The organism is Lapidilactobacillus concavus DSM 17758 (genome assembly GCF_001435835.1).
Taxonomy (GTDB): Bacteria; Bacillota; Bacilli; order Lactobacillales; family Lactobacillaceae; genus Lapidilactobacillus; species Lapidilactobacillus concavus.
The window spans coordinates 1-19,359 of the sequence record NZ_AZFX01000087.1; the positions used below are offsets into that span (position 1 = coordinate 1).

Consider the following 19,359-nt stretch of genomic DNA (forward strand, 5'->3'; position numbering starts at 1 on the left):
CATCGGGCCGCCAACCGTGAAGCAGCCGAACTGAAACTGAATGAGTTCGCCAACAATTGGCATCAGACCTATCCCAAATTAATCAAAGATCTGCTTAAAATGCCGAATTTACTCACTTTCATGGACTTTCCACCAGCTATCCGGCAATCACTATACTCCACTAACCTGATTGAGAACTTTAATAAGCATCTCAAGCGCACCACCCACCACAAAGAACAATTTCCAACGGAAGATTCACTGGATCGCTTCCTGGTTTCTCAGTTTAATGTTTATAACGAGAAGTCTCTGAAGCGGATCCACCGAGGGTTCAAAGGACTCCAGGACACCTTGGAAGCATCATTTATTTAAGTTAGATACATATTATATGTACGAAGGCATTTCATTTACACAAGATTCTTGACGCTCCCAAATTATCTATAGCAATCTTGTCAACTCACCATTATTTTGCTAACCATCTTATCAACTCAATAACCGTATTGACCGATGACTTTTCAAATTCACCAATCTTGGATGACTTCCCTCATAGCAAAAATCCGCGATTATCCTTCCGGCTTAGAACCAAACCTCAAACCACGGAAAGCCTTTATTTACTTATCTTATTACACGCTTACTTATCAACCCTTGACATCAATACAACCGTCTCGAGTTGACCCGTTGGCGTCGTATTATATTCGCCGACATAGTGATACCAGATGCCATTTTTTGGATCCAATCTTGCCGGCGAGAGGCACCATTCCAAGACGTACCAGGTTCACCATTCATGGTGATGGGATCAGCCAACACCGTGTTAGTTCCCTTCTCAACGAAATTCAGGGTAATGGGTGCGGCTGTCTGTGGCAGCTTATCAACACTGACGGCTTGGAAAGTTGGATACGCACCAGTTGCGCCGGTATAGCCGAAGTATACGTGATCACTATTGAAGTAGGTCAGTACATTCGGAATGTGGAAAGTCTGCGTTGGATAGGCGCCGTTGCCATCGACTTGCTCGCCGAAGGTATAACTGAGATCTCCACCCAGAATGCGGATACCATTAACGTACGTCACTGTTGGTACCCATGAGACCATAAACTTTCGCCATTTATTATTTGCCAATCGATAAGCTGTGTTGCCTAATTGATACTGAAAGTGGTGCAAATCTTTAGAGTCATTAGACGGGACAAGTCGCGGTTGAACGACGGCGATATGACCCACCAAGTTTGGATTCACGACATTTCCAGGAATATCTAAATCAAATCCATCATCGGCTTTACCATTGATGTTATTCCACCAGTCATCCATTTCAATGGCTAACGCATTATGAACATAATTCTTGACAATCCCGTTGTTGTAAATCCAACCATATGGATAAACACCCAAGCCACCGCCGACGGATCCGTAAGCACTTTGACCCCGTGAATCATTCTGCAGAACGAAAGCCATCCCATCTGCAACGGAACCTTGTTTGTCACCTAGATAATGCCAAGTATTATAAGTGAATGATTGGTTCAAGTCAATTTTATTTTTGGACCAGATACTACCTGTCTGTGTCAACTTGCTTGGTGTGACAACGACGGCTTGTGGATAACCTGTCATGAAATCCGAATTACCAAAGCTAGGATTTCGAACGAATTGATTCGCGATGTTTAGCGTTGATGCTGGTGGTGCTGGCACACTGCCTGGCTTCGCGATTGCAGCAAGTGTACTTTGGCTTGGAAATAGTGTTAATAAAATAACAGCAATTACAGCCTGATAGATCCTCCGCACAAGCTTCCGATTCATCGACTTCTCCCCCTGTCATGCTGAACATGCAAGTAATTAGGTCCCCCAACCCTGGCGCATTACTTGCAAACGGTTTATCGATGGTTTGAGTATACGATAAGTTTCTGCATTTGGGAAGATTATATAACACCAATTATGGTTAGGTTTTGACCATCAGTGATGAGAAAATGATTTCTGAAAACAGAAAGATTGATCTGGCAAGCTTTTCATTGATCCTACCATCAGGTTTTACTTGGTTAGCTAACTCTTATAACTGATTCAATTGACCACCCAGCCACCTTAAAAGCAAAAAAAATAGCACACCTGCTTAAAGGTGTGCTGATTCAATCACTAGGCTGATTTCTCCTGTTGCATTTTCTCAGCCATCTCATTGAGCTTTCTCAGACGATGGTTGATTCCTGACTTCGAAATCGCCCCGCTGGGAACAAGCTCGCCTAATTCTCCCAGCGTCTTCTCAGGATAGTTCAGACGCAATTCCGCAATTTCGCGTAGCTTGAGCGGCAAGGACTCGAATCCGATGGTGTTGGCGATATATTTGATATTCTCGATTTGCTTCGTGGCCGCATCGATCGTCTTGTTCATGTTGGCGTTCTCACAGTTAACCAGCCGATTGACGGAGTTCCGCATGTCGCGAATGATTCGAATATCTTCAAACTTCAACATCGCATTGGTGGCACCGATTACCTGCAAGAAGTCAGCGATTCTTTCGGCTTCTTTCAAGTAACTGATGTAGCCACTGCGGCGCTCCGAGGTCTTAGCATGTAAGTCGAAATGATTCATTAATCGCAAGATATCGGCATTGTGGGTTTCATACAGTGAATAGATCTCAAGATGATATCGACTTGTCTCCGGATTGTTGACACTCCCACCTGCGAGAAAAGCACCACGTAAATAAGAACGACTGAGTTGCTCATCTTTCATGATCCAATTGGGCACATGTGCGTTGATCGTCAATTGGTTTTTCCCCATAATATCGAGGTTTTGCAAAATTGGCATCGCCTGACGATTGATTCGAACGATATATTGATTGTTCTTCTTCAGCTTCATCTTCCGCTGAACCGATAACTCTGCTTCGACGCGATAAACCAGCTTGATCAACGAATAAATGCGGCGCGCGGTCGCTGGATTCTCAGTTTGAACGTTGAGTGTAAATTGATGATTGATAATTGATAAAGACCCGTTCATCCGCAAAAGGGCGGCAAGTTCAGCACGCGCATGCTCGGGATGAACCTCTAAACGTGTTAATTCTTTTTTCACATCGCTCGCATAAGATGCCATTGAGACACACCCTTTCTAATGAAAAATTTCTAAGCGCGAGTGGTAGTTAATGTTTGGTATGTTGAAAGGCGCGATTCAAAATTTCGGTCGCAACCTTATCGCCATCATGGAAAACGCCGTTATCATGCAACGAGAGGAAATTATCGGAAATGATGCAATCACACTGTTTCTGTAAACCTTCAAAATCGTGCTTGACTTGCAATAAATATTCATCATATCTATCGTAATCAAGATCATCCGGCCCAACTTTACCCGCGTTGACCAACACCGTATCCACATACTTTCCACCCAAATGATCATTGATCACACGAACGTGTTCGGCATCGGTATAACTCTCAGTCTCGCCTTTTTGCGTCATGATATTGCAAATATAGATCAATTCAGCTGGGCTCGTCCGCACCGCTTCACCTAAGTTTTTGATCATTAAGTTAGGCAAAATACTGGTGAACAAACTTCCTGGTCCTAAGACGATCACGTCTGCTTCTTGAATTGCTTCAATAACTGGTGACACGGCTTCTGGTGTTTCATCTGGTGTATCCGTATCCGTCACCCAAACATGCTTGATCTGCTTGCGTTGCTTGGAAATTTCAGTTTCACCAGATTCAATCGTGCCGTCTACAAATTCAGCGTTCAAGGTCAGTGGCTCGTTCGATGCCGGATAAATATGACCATCCACATCCATCATTTTGGATAAAGTTTGAACGGCATCGAAAATATTACCCTGCATCTCCGTCAGTGCCGCAATAATTAAGTTGCCAATGGCATGTCCTGCGAAGAATGCATCCTTACTGTCAAAACGATACTGAAAAACATCTAGCATCGATTGAGAGGAATCCGATAACGAGACGAGCACATTGCGAATGTCCCCTGGTGGCACAACGTTAATATAATTCCGAATAATTCCTGACGAACCGCCATCATCCGCAACCGTCACGATTGCGGTCACATCGGCATTTTGCTGACGCAAACTATTTAAAATCACGGGTAAACCCGTGCCGCCACCAATGACCACGACTTTAGGGCGACGTCCTTTGATCACACGAACAATCCGATTGTCTCGACTCATGAGCGGTTCACCGTTTCCTTACGCTTATTTAAATCACGATGGGTAACATCCACGGGATAATTTTGTTGGCGCAAATCCTCACCCAAACGTTGTGCGAGCGCGACTGAACGGTGTTGACCACCCGTACAGCCAATCGCAACCGTCAAACTTGTCTTACCTTCTTTGATATAACCAGGCATCGCCGTCTTGAGCATCGTCAACAATTGTTGGTAAAAAGTCTCTGCAGAGGCTTGGTCAAAAACATACTTGGCAACCGCAGCATCCAGTCCTGTTTTTTGCTTAAAAGCTGGGACATAGTATGGATTCGGCAAGAAACGCACATCCATCACGACATCGGCATCGATTGGCAAGCCATACTTAAAACCAAATGACATCACTTCAATATGGAAAGTGGGAATATCAGAAATCTTGAAATTCTCAAAAATTTCTTCCCGCAATTGACGAGGCGATAAACTACTCGTATCGATAATCAACTGTGCGCGATTCTTCATCTCCTGCATCAAGGTTCGTTCCTTGACGATCCCATCCATCAAACGACCTTCCATTGCCAATGGATGCGAACGCCGAGTCTCCTTATAACGACTGACCAATTCCTCATTGGAGGCATCCAAGAAAAGAATTTTAGTCGTCACAAAGTTAGTGTTTTCTAATCCTGAAAGCATCGAGATGATCTCATCATAAAATGCACGAGAACGAATATCGATCACCAACGCAATCTTAGTAATCTTACCCGATTCTTTAACGAGCTCCCAGAATTTAGGTAAAAGATTGGGTGGCATATTATCCACACAGAAATAACCCAAATCCTCGAAGGATTGAATAGCAACGGTCTTACCAGCACCGCTCATCCCGGTGATGATGACTAAATTTAACGTATCAGGTTTCATGCGAGCTCCCCTATCTGGTGCAAGATGGTGTAAATGATATAGTAAAAACAATCCGGGCGTTTCATTTGTTAATTCCATTCTAGACCAAGACAAGAAAATAAGCAATTTTAGAGTGTGGAACAAGGCGCTTAGCTTCTGAGCATTAACAAGAATTTCTGAATGATTCGTGTAGCAAATCGTTTGGAAATTGTGGTTAAGCGCAGGAAGCTGCCTTGTGCAACACGTTTAGAGTGTGGAAGCCCACGGGTTGAATTTAGGATTAACATGATTAAGACCCGAATCCGCTTTTGGATTCGAGTCTTAATTGTGTTAACCGCAGAATTCAGTGGGATATAACACGTTTAGAGTGTGAAGCAAGACGCTTAGAGTGTGTAGGCCCACGCGTTGAATTTGCTCTCAGTCTACTTGTCACTGAATCAAATTGCCCAGCCTAACTTAAAAACGAGTCGTCCGGCTGTAATTGTCCTCACATCTGAATGACTCGTTTTTTAGAACAGAATTAACCAGTTCGCATTCTACCGCCGATGATCAACTGATTGTCAATCTCCAAGACTTGATCATACCGAGAGAAGTCCGGATAGTGATGCGCAACTTCAACGATCGTGATTGGCAACCCCAATAGAAGTTCACGAATTTGATTTGAAGTTGTTGCATCAAGATTTGCAGTGATTTCATCGGCAAAAATAACTTGTTTTCGGTTGCGTAATGCTCGCGCGATCTCAATTTTAATTTGTTGACCACCGCTAATGTTTGCACCGTTCTGCTCAATCATAAAATCAAGTGGGTGCTCGCCAAGTTGTTTGTCTAAACGGACTTGTTTTAAAATAGCTAATAATTCATCATCCGAACATGTTTGACCGAGGCAAATATTGTCCCGAATCGACAAGTTAAAGAGATGCGGCCGCTGAGAAATCAATGAAATCAATTGCCGCGAATGCTCAATGGGTTGACGCACGCCATTTTCGTTAACTTCGAATAGATCGATGTGCCGCTGATCAGGTTGTTTCGCTTGCATGAGTAATTCAAGCAAAGTGCTTTTACCGGAACCACTCTCACCAATAATCAAAACTTTCTGTCCAGCTTTGATCTCAAAGTTGGTATTTTTAAATAAAATTCGTTGTTGATACCGCTTCTCAAGATTCCGAACACTGAGATAACTAAATCTGTGAACAGTTGGTAAGACTTGCGCCGACACGTTAGAACGAGTTGCAAGAACGCGCCCAACCTTTCGCCTAACCGCCGTTGTCCCCCGAATATCACCGCTTAAATAAATGAGTTGCTGGAATTGATTCTTCAAGCTGCCAGCCGTTCCCAGCATCGCGACAAGTAAAAGAATCGTTAAATTAGGTTCCGTGCGCATCAAATAAATCCCCAACGCAAATGGCACCACATCCGCAATTCCTTTAAGTGGGCCAGATAGTGAAAACATCAGCGCTTGCATATTGTGAAGCGAAAATTCAGATTGCTCTGTCTGAGCAAATTTATGGCGTAGAAGTGCCATGAAGAAATGGTGGGCCGAATGATTGATGATCGTCGAACGTCCTTTAGAAGTATCAATCACCATCGACAATGAAGCTTCCCTTTCAGTCGAAAATTCATTGCCAAGACTCGACAACTTTGATGCCATAAAGTGTTGTGGAATCAACATTAAAGTCGCACCGATCGTAAAACAGATGCCAACGATCAAGTTTTGGGTGAGTAGATAAATAATTGGGATGAGCGATCGACAGATATATGTTGGTATGGTTAAGGTTGGAATATAAAAATCTTCACGAATCATCCGCACGTCCTGTGAGACGATCGAAACGATTTCATCTTCGGACAAGTCTTCATTGTTGAGATAATGTTGCATACAATCTGCTTCTAGCGAGAGCGAGACTTCCTTCAGAATACTATTTGTAACCACTTCAGTCAGAAATAAGCCCGCATAGACAACCAAGTATAAAAGCAATCCGCGGGCACAAAACCAAAGCACATCTTGTATAAGACTCGTCGCACTCAACTCGCTCGCCCAAGTTGTTACTAGAGCAAAGGTCAAGGAAACGAAGGAATTAATGACCGTGACGATAGCAAGTAAAATTAATTTATAGGGTGTCACTCGACTCAATAAATCCTTCAGACCAATGGATTGCGAGTTCGTATTTGAACTTGCTATGAGTAAAATTACCTTTCATTAGAAAATGTTTATTATTAAACATAACATTGCTGCTAGCTGAGATAGTTGTCAAGCTTTTTGTGAAAAGATAATCTTTATTTTCAAACAATAACTCATATCTAGTTCCACTCACGATTGTATCAAATGCCCTGGCGTCACAAAAACGAGTCATCCGGCCATAGGGTTAGCTACAGCTGGATGACTCGTTGATTGAGTGCGGATCGTATAAATTTTAATGTACGGCTTCGTCTTCCGCTATGGTTCTCGCGCGATCTCTTTCTAAGACTGGCTTCAAATATCGGCCGGTGTAACTCGCCTCAACTTGAGCAACTTCTTCGGGCGTTCCGGTGGCGACGATTTCGCCACCGCCCTCGCCGCCTTCTGGACCAAGATCGATTAAATAGTCAGCCGTCTTGATGACGTCTAAGTTATGTTCGATAATCAACACAGTATTGCCCTGATCAACCAATTGGTTCAGCACGACCAATAAACGTTTGATATCTTCGGAATGCAGACCAGTCGTGGGCTCATCTAAAATATAAAGATTGTGTCCAGGCGATTGCTTGTGTAATTCAGAAGCCAATTTCATTCGTTGTGCTTCCCCACCAGAAAGCGTTGTGGCAGACTGGCCAAGTTGGACGTAACCCAAGCCGACATCAACGATTGTTTGTAACTTCCGAGCGATTTTTGGAATTGCGGAGAAATAATCCAAGGCTTCTGAGGCAGTCATCTTTAAAACTTCGGCAATATTTTTACCTTTGTAGGTGACTTCGAGTGTCTCAGAATTATAACGCGTGCCGTGACAAACTTCGCAGGGAACGTAGACATCTGGCAAGAAATTCATCTCAATCTTGATAATCCCATCGCCCTTGCAAGCCTCACAACGGCCACCTTTAACATTGAAGCTGAAGCGACCCTTGGAGTAACCCCGTAGCTTGGCTTCGTTGGTCTGTGCAAACAAACCACGAACGTCATCGAAGACGCCCGTGTACGTTGCCGGATTACTACGCGGTGTGCGCCCAATTGGACTCTGGTCGATGTCAATCAGACGATCAATGTTCTTCCAACCACGAATATCCTTGTACTGACCAGGTTTATTTGAATTACGATTCAACTTCTGAGCCAGGGCTCGTTTCAAGATTGAATTAACCAGTGTGGATTTACCAGAGCCAGAAACACCTGTGACCACGACAAACTTTCCAAGTGGAAAATCAACATCGATGTCTTTCAAATTATGCTCTGCAGCACCAATGATTTTGATTGACTTGCCAATGCCAGGACGACGATCCAACGGCACCGGAATGAATCGTTTACCTGATAAATATTGCCCGGTCAACGATTTCTTGGTTCTCGCCACTTGCGCCGGCGTGCCAGCAGCCATCACTTCACCGCCGTTATCTCCAGCACCGGGACCAATATCAATGAGATAATCGGCTGCGCGCATCGTATCTTCATCGTGCTCAACAACAATTAAGGTATTCCCGAGATCCCGCATTTTTTTCAATGAGCCAATCAGGCGGTCGTTGTCACGTTGGTGCAACCCAATTGAAGGTTCATCCAGAATATACATGACCCCGGACAAATTCGAACCAATCTGCGTCGCCAATCGAATCCGCTGTGCTTCACCACCAGACAAGGTAGCTGCCGCACGAGATAACGTCAAATAGTCCAAACCGACGTTCAACAAGAAGGTTAAACGATCAGTGACTTCTTTCAAAATTGGCTTAGCGATGGTTTCATTTTGTTGTGAGAGTTCGACCTGCTTGAAGAATGGCAGGGCATCCTTAATGGCATATTCTGAAACTTGGGCGATATCTTTATGACCGACTTTAACGGCGAGCGCTTGACGATTCAACCGTGCACCATGACAAGTCTGGCAGGTCAATTCAGTCATATATTGACGCATCACCTGACGTGTGAAGTCGCTATTTGTTTCCTTGTAACGACGCGCCACGTTATTGATAACCCCTTCAAACTCGACATCGACGTCGCGGACGCCACCAAAGTCATTTTCATAATGAAAATGGAACTTCTTATCGCCGTTACCGTACAAAACAATATTACGTTGGCGCTCAGTCAATTGGTTGAACGGTTTGTCCATATTAATTCTAAACGCCTTGGCCGCTTGAGCCAGTAATTCAGGATAATACTGTGAACTAATTGGATTCCAAGGTGCAATTGCGCCTTGATTGAGCGTTAATGTTGGATCCGGAACCACGAGATCAACGTCCACTTCAAGCTTGACACCAAGGCCATCACAGTCTGGGCAGGCTCCGAATGGCGCGTTAAATGAGAATAGACGGGGTTCCATTTCGCCAACGGTAAAGCCACACAATGGGCAGGCATAATGTTCAGAAAAAACCAACATTTTGCCACCAATCACGTCAACATTAGCGTAACCCTCAGACAGACGCAAGGCAGCTTCCAAGGAGTCGAACAATCGCGACCGAATCCCATCTTTAATAATCAAACGATCGACAACAATATCAATATCGTGTTTTTTATTCTTATCTAGTTCAATCTCGTCGGTGATTTCATGAGCCTCACCATCGACTCGCATACGGACGTATCCCTCACGCTTGATCTTGTCGAAGGCTTTCTTGTGTTGCCCTTTCTTACCACGAACGATCGGCGCAAAAATCTGCACGCGCGTTTTCTCAGGTAATTGCAAGACGCGATCTACCATTTGATCAACGGACTGGCTGGAAATCACCGTACCATCATTGGGACAGATCGGCGTTCCCACTCTAGCCCAGAGCAGACGCAAATAGTCGTTGATTTCCGTCACGGTTCCCACCGTTGAACGTGGATTCTTCGACGTCGTTTTCTGGTCAATGGAAATTGCCGGGCTCAATCCATCGATCGAATCGACATCGGGTTTATCCATTTGACCGAGAAATTGACGGGCATAGGCAGATAAACTTTCAACGTAGCGACGTTGGCCTTCTGCATACAGCGTGTCAAAAGCTAACGAGCTTTTTCCTGAACCTGATAAACCGGTGACCACCACCAATTTATCACGCGGAATGGTGACATCAATATTTTTTAAGTTGTGAGCGCGTGCGCCGTGGATGACAATTTTATCGTTAGCCAAATTTATTCCACCTCAGTTTTTAATTCGAGTAATGCATCACGCAAGTTGGCGGCATTCTCGAAATCGAGTTTCTTTGCTGCTTCTTGCATTTGTTGCGTCAAACTCTTGATCAAAGCCTTCTTCTCGTCCTTGGTCATCTCGTCGAAGTTCACCGACTCTTCGGTTAAATCATCGGAATTATCCGCCTTCTTCATGGCTTGAATGGCTGCACGAATTGGCTTGATAATGGTTGTCGGTGTGATGTGATGTTCCTCATTGAACTTCTCTTGAATATCACGGCGCCGTTGCGTTTCATCGATAGCAATCTTCATCGAATCGGTCATTTTATCAGCGTACATGATCACTTTACCATGCGAATTACGCGCGGCACGCCCAATCGTCTGGATCAATGGTCGTGCCGAACGCAAGAACCCTTCCTTGTCCGCATCCAAAATCGCCACCAATGAAACTTCAGGCACATCGATCCCTTCACGCAACAAGTTGATTCCGATCAACACATCGAACTTGCCTAAACGCAAGTCACGTAAAATTTCGGTTCGTTCTAATGTCTTGATATCACTATGCAAGTACTTTACTTTGATACCTAAGTCTTTCAGGTAATCAGTTAAATCTTCGGCCATTTTCTTAGTCAAAGTTGTGACGAAAACACGTTCATTCTGCTCGGCGCGTTGATTGATTTCTCCAACTAAATCATCGATTTGGCCCATGATCGGTCGGACTTCGACTTTCGGATCTAACAAACCAGTTGGACGAATGACTTGTTCAATTTTTTCATCGGTTTGCGCTAATTCGTAAGGACCAGGCGTTGCTGATACATACAAGATCTGCTTGACATGTTGCTCAAACTCTTCCAGCTTCAACGGACGATTATCCAAGGCGCTGGGCAGACGGAATCCGTAATCTACTAACATTTGCTTCCGTGCGCGGTCACCATTATACATCCCGCGAATCTGCGGCATCGTCACGTGCGATTCATCAATCATAATATTAAAATCTGGTGGGAAGAAATCGATCAAGGTAAATGGCGGCTCGCCTTCCGCGCGGCCTTCCATATGACGCGAATAATTCTCGATACCAGATGTATAACCCATCTCTTGCATCATTTCGATATCATAAGTCGTCCGCTGTTCCAACCGCTGTGCTTCTAGCAACTTATTCTGCGACTTCAACTCTTTCAAACGGCCATCCAATTCAGCTTGGATCCGTTTAACGGCCTCGGTCATTTGCACATCGTTGGTCATGAAATGCGTCGCTGGGAAAATCGACACTTGTTCGCGCTCACCAATCACTTCACCAGTCAGTGCGTCCACTTCAACGATTCGATCGATCTCATCACCGAAAAGCTCGACCCGCAACGCATGATCATCACGAGACGCAGGGAAAATTTCAACCACATCTCCGCGCACGCGAAAACGACCACGTTGAAAGTCAATATCATTGCGATCAAACTGCAAACTGACTAACTGACGCAGTAAATCATTACGCTCGATTTGCATTCCCTCACGCAACGAAAGTACGCTATTCTGATATTCACGTGGATCACCTAATCCGAAAATACAAGAAACTGAGGCAATGACGATCACATCATTGCGCTCCAATAACGAACTAGTGGCAGAATGGCGAAGTTTATCGATTTCATCATTGATCGACGAATCTTTTTCAATATAAGTATCACTGGAAGGCACATAGGCTTCTGGCTGGTAATAATCATAATAACTGACGAAATATTCGACTCGATTATGCGGAAAAAATTCCTTGAACTCACCATATAATTGACCGGCTAACGTCTTATTATGAGAAATGATCAGCGTCGGTTTATTCAAGTTAGCGATCACGTTGGCCATGGTAAACGTCTTACCCGTCCCTGTGGCACCTTCTAGAATCTGATATTTATTACCGGATTTGAAATCGTTGGTAATTTGTTCGATGGCCTGCCCTTGATCTCCAGCTGGCTGATATTTAGAAACTAATTCGAAATGATGATTTGTTTCGCGTTTAAACAAACTATTTCTCCCCTCAGAATAGTGCGGTGACCCTGTAAAGTAACGTTGATAAAATAGGTCAATGAACACAAAAACCCTTTTCGAGCCGCAGTGGCTAAGAAGGGCTGTTCATCTCATTTTGATCATAAAATTGCGCGATTCATCGAACTTGCTGATCGATTAATTTGATATGAAAATACAATTGTAATTTTAACATAGCGAACATATTTTCGCTATAATTTTGACTAGAAATCTGGCGATATTGTTGGGGGAACAAAAATTCGTTGTTTGTGGGAGACTGCAACATGAATTTGCTCCAGAGAATGAACGACTCATAGTGGGGACAGCTGCAGGATTTTCCAAAGCCCATGGAAAATTCTTACGCCTAAATTTGGAGCTTTTGCACAACCCGCAAAGTCTTCAAATTTTCCATGTTCTAAGCAACGATAAAACATGTTGCTAAGAACATTAGCACTGTGAGTCGTTCATTCTCTTCCGCAAATTCAGTGGCCTATTCAAGCATGCTGGCTTAGATTGCTCACTTCTTATGACTGTTTCTGATCAAGAGAAATAATTTTGTCATATTTGGCTTTCATTTCGTCGCTTAAGTGATGACTTACTTCTAAAAGAGTCAAATCATTGTCGGCAAGTAATGAGTTATCTATTTCTGCTGCTGTCACTTCGTCAAGAGCAGATAGTCCTTCATCAATTAAAGCAATCGGTTTCGGTTGATAAAAGAATCTCGCTAATGCAAGCCGTTGTTTTTGACCACCAGAAAGATTTTGACCATTTTCTGCGATGATTTGTTTATTCGTTGTTGTAAAATCAATTTTTGCCTTATTGAGAGAATTCTTTAGATTTGGTAGCGACAATGTTTCATCCCACAAGGAGATATTATTAGCAACGGTATCATTAAATAAATAGACATTTTGATCTACATATTGCAGTAAGTTAACTAATTTAGTTTGACTCAATTTTTTTAGATTGATGTTGTCAATCAAGATTTCTCCAGTATAATCTGTAATTTGCCCACTTAAAATTTTGAGTAAGGTACTCTTTCCAACACCACTTTTGCCGATTAGTGCGTATTTACCACCTTTATCTAGTTTTAGATTTAAATGGTTAAATATGTTTTTCCCGTCAATCGTATAATTAAGATTCTTAATTGTAATCGACCGATTAAAAATCGGCGTGATATCTTCATTGACATTATCAGTTGAAGAAGAAGCAGGCTCTATTTTGTCGAAAAGTGGCTTTATTGCTTTTATTTGTACAAATTCGTTACTAAAACTTGAGAGCGAATTAAAAATAGTAGAGGCAATATTACCTGTAGAACTGATAGCACCTAGTGGAATTCGAGCCGTAATTGCTAAAATGCTTGTCACAATATCAACCATGACTTGGCAGAAAATACTCAAACCACCAATGGTGTTTGTGACTCGGGCATTTGTCTTTGTATAATCAACCTTGGTCTGTGCATAATTTAATGCTGTTTTTGAAACCAATTTCCGATAAACTGGTAAGCGATTAAAATTGAAAAAAACATCAAAACCGTTTAAATAGTTTGTCAAATGATTTGAGAGTTTAGCGTTGCCATCAGAGAGATTCTCTGTTGCTTGTGACATTGGTCGTGCCAGTCTACTTGGCAATAGCATCATCAGAAGAGACAGGATAATAATAACCGGCAAGAAGAGCCAATGATAGATGGTGAGTGCAATTGTTGCAAAGATGATTAGCACCCCATGTGAGATCAACGAGAATATTTTTCTAATAGAATTTGCTTCAATGTTACCCGCATCGTTGATATATTCTGACAGATATTCACCAGTATTCGTTCTGTGGAAATCTGTATATGATTTTTGAGTTATCTGTGAAGATATTGTCGCTCGAATTTCGACCATTATTTTTTGAATAAATTTTTCTTGAAAGACAGTTTGGAAATAATCACTGATCAATAAAATTAGCCAAACACTCAAATTAATCGCGATCCAAAAAAATAATTGTCTCATGTTCTTTGAAAAAATCGCATTCGTTGAAAATGTTAAAAGTACGGATGTAAAAGTTGATAGTGCAGCATCAATAATCAACCAAATAACATTAATGACTAATAAATATGGATGCTCTGTAAATGTTTTTTTCATTATTTATCCTCTTTATTTTTCAGAAAATTAAAACGAGCGATGACCAATTTTATTTCCTCATATTGTTGTGGCTTAGCACTTAATAAATTGTGCGGTTGTGAATTGATAAATATATTTAGAACTTGAAATTTCTCTTCAAGCTCGTGAATGGTTGTTTGTGAAACGCCACTTTCTTTGAAGGTTATAAAAGAATCTATTAATCCCAATAGACCATTTTCATAGTGCCAATTTTTTGGGAAATTCTTGTCTATGCTGTTGACCATTTTTTGGAATTTCATTTTACTTACAATCTGTATACCAAAGTCCTTCAATATTAGAAGAATTCGCATGAATCCCGCTGTAAAATCGACATATGGGGAAGCAGTTTTCTCGTCGATTAAAACTAGACACTCGTTTTCTGACTCATACAAGTTATTCTGATATATTTTTTGTGCATAATTACTTGCAACTCTTAAAAATTTGTTTATTGCCGTCATTTTATATAGGTATAAAGAAATAATTGAATATGAAATCTCGGTTTGAGATTGTTCCTCGTGCCCACAAACTTGTTCTATTCTAGTATTAAGGTCCATGAAATCTTTTTTTCTCGCGAGCCAAACAAATGAATCTAATAAGTGATTGATAATATTTTTTTTGGGATTTTCTAAGCGTAAAAGCGCAGCCATGATTGGGTTATCAATGTGATATTTCTTATCATCCTCGAAGCGGCCCGAAAATAATGATCCGATGCTGTTATGATTTTTCCAACTGTCCAAAGAATACACTTCAGGTATTTTATTCGCCAGTAAATTTAGTGGGGATTCAGTACCAGCTATCAGCCTTTCCACAACGAGAAAAAGTTGTCTTGGTAATTGATATTGTCGGCAGAATTCCCTAAATAGATTAATTGAAGTTTGTCCGCTCTCGTCTTGGCTTAACATATAATTGGCGCTTGAAATCATATCCATTATGATATAACCGAGTTTTTGACTCTCCTTTCCAAGCTCGCTAAGATGAATATAATTGGAGTTGATTGCTAATCCTGATCTAGTTTCTGCTTGACCCAGCCAATGCTCATTAAAAAAATTTGCATCTTCAAGGTCAATGCAAACAACTTTTGTGGACGTTATGATAAAGTTAGATGTATTTATATCGTTGATTCTTACATTCTTATCGTGGATATTTTGAACGCACTGCAACAATAATCTAATTTTTGTAACGATAGTTTTATATTCACGCGCAATTTCAAAGCTGTTCTTTTTTTTAATGAACGCAAGATTATGCACGCCGATAAATTTCTTTAATGTAATACCGTCAACACTATCTTCGACTAGGTAAAAATTTTCCCAATCAGTAAAAGAATCAACGAGTCTGGGTACCGCCTGTGTTTTGCTTAATACCTGTAGAAAGTTTGCTTCGCGTTTTCGACAATTAATAGCTGTATTAAAAATATCGATGCCAGTGAAAGATCTTGCTTCTTTGATAATCACTGGATGTTTCAAATTATTAAAAGCCTCATAAGTCCCGCCATAATTAGAAAAACGTAACGCAGAAACATTTGAGTACATTTCAAGAAGTTTTGACTTTCCGTTAGTTACCGTATTTTCAGGAAGAATATCATGCACAAAATTTGGAGTTTGGTAGAATGGGAGTCGATTGTCTGCCATAATCTTTCCATCTGGACTAGATATCAACCCATCAGTGCGTGTTATTGAACCATAACGATAGTACAAAACTCTGCAGTCTAAATATCTCCGATCTGACAGAATATATGGCCCATTTTCATTTTTTAATTGAATATATAGCGATCTAATTATTGCAATAAATTGATCTTCATCTTGTGGATAAATTGTGATAAATTTTCCAGAATCTGCACGCGCGACTGATTTTGACAATAAAAAAGTTAAATCATTTTCGGATTTAATAAATTTAAAGGATATTGAATTAGAAATGCAATACGAAGACACTAAATTGAATATTGCTGTTGAGTTATCAAAGAAGCACGAGATGTGGATTTTCCATCCTTGAACTGGTAGCATTGGTAATATGGGGTCCCAGTAACAATAGCGGTTTTTTTCATATATGTTAAATGACTGCTCCTGCTTAAAACGTGCTAATTTTTGATTGAATTTTTTCATTTGGCTGTACCTCCATTAGAGATAGCTTAAGCCAAATACGAAAGAAGCAATCAATTGTTTAATATATGAAACAGGTGAAATTCATGGTTCAAAAATTCGGAACGACATTCAGAAGTATTCGGGAATCAAAAGGTGTAAGTCTAAACTCATTATCAGATGATGTTGTCTCGAAAAGTATGATTTCAAAGTTTGAAAACAGTCTTTCTGATCTCTCGACCCAACGTTTTTTTCACTTATTGGAGAAAATTAACGTCACTCCTTATGAGTTTCAAATGACCATGAACAATTACGAGTTATCAGGGGATAGCAAAACGCTGAACGCGTTGACCGAATTGGCTATGAGCCAAAATGTGATTAGTCTTCAGAGATATACCAGAAAACTTAATCAAAAATATACTGATTCTCAATCAATTTTTGATCAATTGAATTGGATAATGGCCGAGGCAATGTTGGCTAATATACAAGAAAAAAAGCTTGCTGATAACGTCGATTTGAAGGCCCTAACAAATTACCTATTCTCTTGTGAAGATTGGGGAAATTATGAACTGATCCTTTATGGAAATACCATGTCTGTTTTACCACTTGAAACTATAAATATCTTTTCTGGAACTCTCTTCGAAAAATGTAGTATCTTTCAGGGCAACAGCAGTCTGTACGAAATGTACTTAAATATTCTGTTAAACACGATTGAACTTCTAATCAAGAGAGAAAAGTATTCTCTGGCAACGAAGTTTATCAGTTCATTTGAAAGGCAGAATTTATCTGAAGCGTTCTTATTGGAACGAACCTTCATTAGGTTTTATAAAGGTATTATTATGTTGAAAACTGGTGACGAAGAAACAGGACACACTTTAACTGAAGGTGCACTTGCGGTGTTTGATTTTGCAGGATGTGATGCCTTCACAGACAGTCTAAAGCAATTGATGTAGGTTTAATATTTAATATAAGAAACGTTTTCCGAATATGATACGTTTAGAGTGATAATAATATTTGTAATTGATATTACAAATCTATTTTTTAAGGAGGATCCATTATGACTGAATTATTAGCATTGAATGTTCAAGAACCTAAATATTCAGAGGACGGTATTGTTACTTTTACTTGGAAATGCACAAAAAATTAATTGTTATCGTGTTAGGCTCTACAGGTGAAATTAAAGATTAATGTAGCTCATTTGGAAAATCTGCATTTAATTTTTCTAAATAAGTTCATTAACTAGAAATTTCAGTAGCGCTAAGCACACTTAGGTTTCTTTTCCCAAGCCTAAGAAATCCAAGCTAAAAAGCCCCTGCAACTGTTTGATCATTCTTCTTGAATGCCTGATGGTCGCAAGGACTTTTTTTAATGTCTATATATATTTTAGGGCCACGATCCTTTATTCACCTAAGCATCAGCAAGTGATGTTTTCAAAACCCCGTATTTTCATTAGTTGAATAATGCCACTTAATTTTTCTACGGTCAATTTCCCCCATCACGAGACAGTAAAGACACATTGTCAATCAACCGCTAAGTAACCCTACAATTTCAATTGTTCGTTAGATCCTACGTGAAATAAAATTCGGTTGAAAGTAAATTTTCAATCTTTTAGCAATTCCTGCGTAATTGCCACTAACCGTTGCTTGTCTGTGAACTCTTCATTCAATAAGTCCGGTAAGATATCACTCAAGAAATATTGGACCGAATTCAATTCTTTAAACCGAATAATTGTCGTGATACTTTCCCGAAAAATGTCCAAATAAACCGTTTGTGGATTTCCCTTTTGAATCTCACCGAAGGATTCATACAGGAGATCGATTTTATCGGACACGGACAAAATCTGCCCTTCCAAGGTGTCGTCTTTACCTTCGGACAACCGCCGTGCATAACGTTTCTGCAAGAATTCGGGGATCTCGTTGTCGATGAAATTCTGCGTCATTGTCGCCTCAACACCCGCCAGTTGCTTACGTAGCTCATGTGTCGCATACTTGACTGGCGTTTTAATATCACCAATGAAACGCTCCGTGTAATCATGATTCAGGGCCTTTTCATACAGACGTTGCCAATTGACCGACTGCCCACGCTCCTCTTCAATATCGCCCAACAGCTGTGCGATCTCGGCAACCTTGAAGGAATGAGCAGCTACCGTGTGTTCTTGGTACTTAAAGAAACCCGGCGCGCGATTCAGTGTCTCAAGATTGGTTAGTCCTTGAATATACTCATGCATTCCCATCATAAATGCCTCCTATTGATTTAGGTAAATTTTTACTATGGTAGCACGAAAAAGAGTGTGAAACAAGGCAGTTTGCTTCTGAGCGTTAATATTTTGCTTGCTGTCTTCGGTTCGCGTGTCAGACCCGTCAGTCCACTATCTGTCTGTCGAGTTGTCAGACCCGTCAGTCTTCTGCGTGGAAAGTTGTTGACTTCGCTGTGGCGCCGGCTCCAGGTTTATTCGGCTCGTGCATCTCATATCTGTCAAATGATCAGACCCGTCAGTCCTCTGCGTGGAAAGCTGTTGCCTTTGCTTGTGGGGCCGGCTTCAGGTTTATTCGGCTCGTGCTTAGCACTCGGCGAATAAATCTTCCGCCTTCGATTTGAGCTTCTGCGCTGCAGAATCTCAAATACGACCCTGCAGTAAGTTTGCGAAAGCCAGCTTTCGCAAACAACTGTATTTCACAGCACGGCAACAACTTTCCACTCCGTTCCCTGACTCAGATGTGAAGGCAGAACTGTGGTTTTGAAATTAAGAATAGAAAATTAGTGTGTATTTCTAACTCAGTTCGTAAATCTTTAAGACTAAACTAGAAGTTGCGGAGGAAAATGGTTGTGATGCTGTGAAAGTTCTGTTGGTCTGCACGCCTTTCGCAGACTTACAAAACGGGTAAATTGGAGACTTCGAATTTTG

General features: G+C 41.2%; 12 protein-coding genes. 2 read left to right on the forward strand and 10 right to left on the reverse strand.

Annotation, left to right across the window (positions count from 1 at the left end; translation table 11 throughout):
* Window positions 1-348, forward strand: a 348-nt coding sequence (locus FC15_RS07350) for a transposase (protein WP_201779861.1), incomplete at its 5' end; no start/stop codon positions are given.
* Between the two features lie 279 nt (window positions 349-627).
* Here FC15_RS07350 and FC15_RS07355 read toward each other — a convergent pair.
* From FC15_RS07355 to FC15_RS07395, 9 genes are all read right to left on the reverse strand, one after another.
* Window positions 628-1,758 (reverse strand): lectin-like domain-containing protein, encoded by a 1,131-nt coding sequence (locus FC15_RS07355; RefSeq protein WP_057825371.1) that lies wholly within the window; start codon window positions 1,756-1,758, stop codon window positions 628-630.
* Between the two features lie 330 nt (window positions 1,759-2,088).
* A complete protein-coding gene (whiA, locus tag FC15_RS07360) occupies window positions 2,089-3,036 on the reverse strand; it encodes a DNA-binding protein WhiA (RefSeq protein ID WP_057825374.1) in 948 nt (315 codons plus the stop codon).
* A gap of 46 nt (window positions 3,037-3,082) precedes the next feature.
* Window positions 3,083-4,102: a gluconeogenesis factor YvcK family protein gene (locus FC15_RS07365; protein WP_057825376.1), complete on the reverse strand. Its 1,020-nt coding sequence runs from the start codon at window positions 4,100-4,102 to the stop codon at window positions 3,083-3,085.
* The gene (gene rapZ, locus FC15_RS07370; RefSeq protein WP_057825378.1) at window positions 4,099-4,989 is read right to left on the reverse strand and encodes an RNase adapter RapZ; all 891 of its coding nucleotides are present in this window, start codon (window positions 4,987-4,989) and stop codon (window positions 4,099-4,101) included. The genes FC15_RS07365 and rapZ overlap by 4 nt, the downstream gene beginning before the upstream one ends.
* A 499-nt stretch (window positions 4,990-5,488) precedes the next feature.
* Window positions 5,489-7,087 (reverse strand): ATP-binding cassette domain-containing protein, encoded by a 1,599-nt coding sequence (locus tag FC15_RS07375; RefSeq protein WP_235803366.1) that lies wholly within the window; start codon window positions 7,085-7,087, stop codon window positions 5,489-5,491.
* A gap of 289 nt (window positions 7,088-7,376) precedes the next feature.
* Complete coding sequence (gene uvrA / locus FC15_RS07380) at window positions 7,377-10,238, reverse strand: excinuclease ABC subunit UvrA (protein ID WP_057825381.1); 2,862 nt, start codon at window positions 10,236-10,238, stop codon at window positions 7,377-7,379.
* 2 nt (window positions 10,239-10,240) lie between these two features.
* Window positions 10,241-12,241, reverse strand: a complete 2,001-nt coding sequence (gene uvrB / locus FC15_RS07385) for an excinuclease ABC subunit UvrB (RefSeq protein WP_057825384.1) — start codon at window positions 12,239-12,241, stop codon at window positions 10,241-10,243.
* Between the two features lie 524 nt (window positions 12,242-12,765).
* Window positions 12,766-14,361 carry an ATP-binding cassette domain-containing protein gene (locus FC15_RS07390; protein ID WP_057825386.1) on the reverse strand — a complete coding sequence of 532 codons (1,596 nt, stop codon included), beginning with the start codon at window positions 14,359-14,361 and terminating at the stop codon, window positions 12,766-12,768.
* On the reverse strand, window positions 14,361-16,478 hold the full coding sequence (locus FC15_RS07395) for a class III lanthionine synthetase LanKC N-terminal domain-containing protein (protein ID WP_057825388.1): 2,118 nt from the start codon (window positions 16,476-16,478) through the stop codon (window positions 14,361-14,363). The genes FC15_RS07390 and FC15_RS07395 overlap by 1 nt, the downstream gene beginning before the upstream one ends.
* An 83-nt stretch (window positions 16,479-16,561) precedes the next feature.
* Between FC15_RS07395 and FC15_RS07400 the strand changes: the two genes are divergently transcribed.
* Window positions 16,562-17,407, forward strand: a complete 846-nt coding sequence (locus FC15_RS07400; RefSeq protein WP_057825390.1) for an Rgg/GadR/MutR family transcriptional regulator — start codon at window positions 16,562-16,564, stop codon at window positions 17,405-17,407.
* A gap of 647 nt (window positions 17,408-18,054) precedes the next feature.
* Here the strand turns inward: FC15_RS07400 and FC15_RS07405 are convergent.
* Complete coding sequence (locus tag FC15_RS07405) at window positions 18,055-18,687, reverse strand: YfbR-like 5'-deoxynucleotidase (protein WP_057825392.1); 633 nt, start codon at window positions 18,685-18,687, stop codon at window positions 18,055-18,057.
* Window positions 18,688-19,359 lie beyond the last annotated feature (672 nt).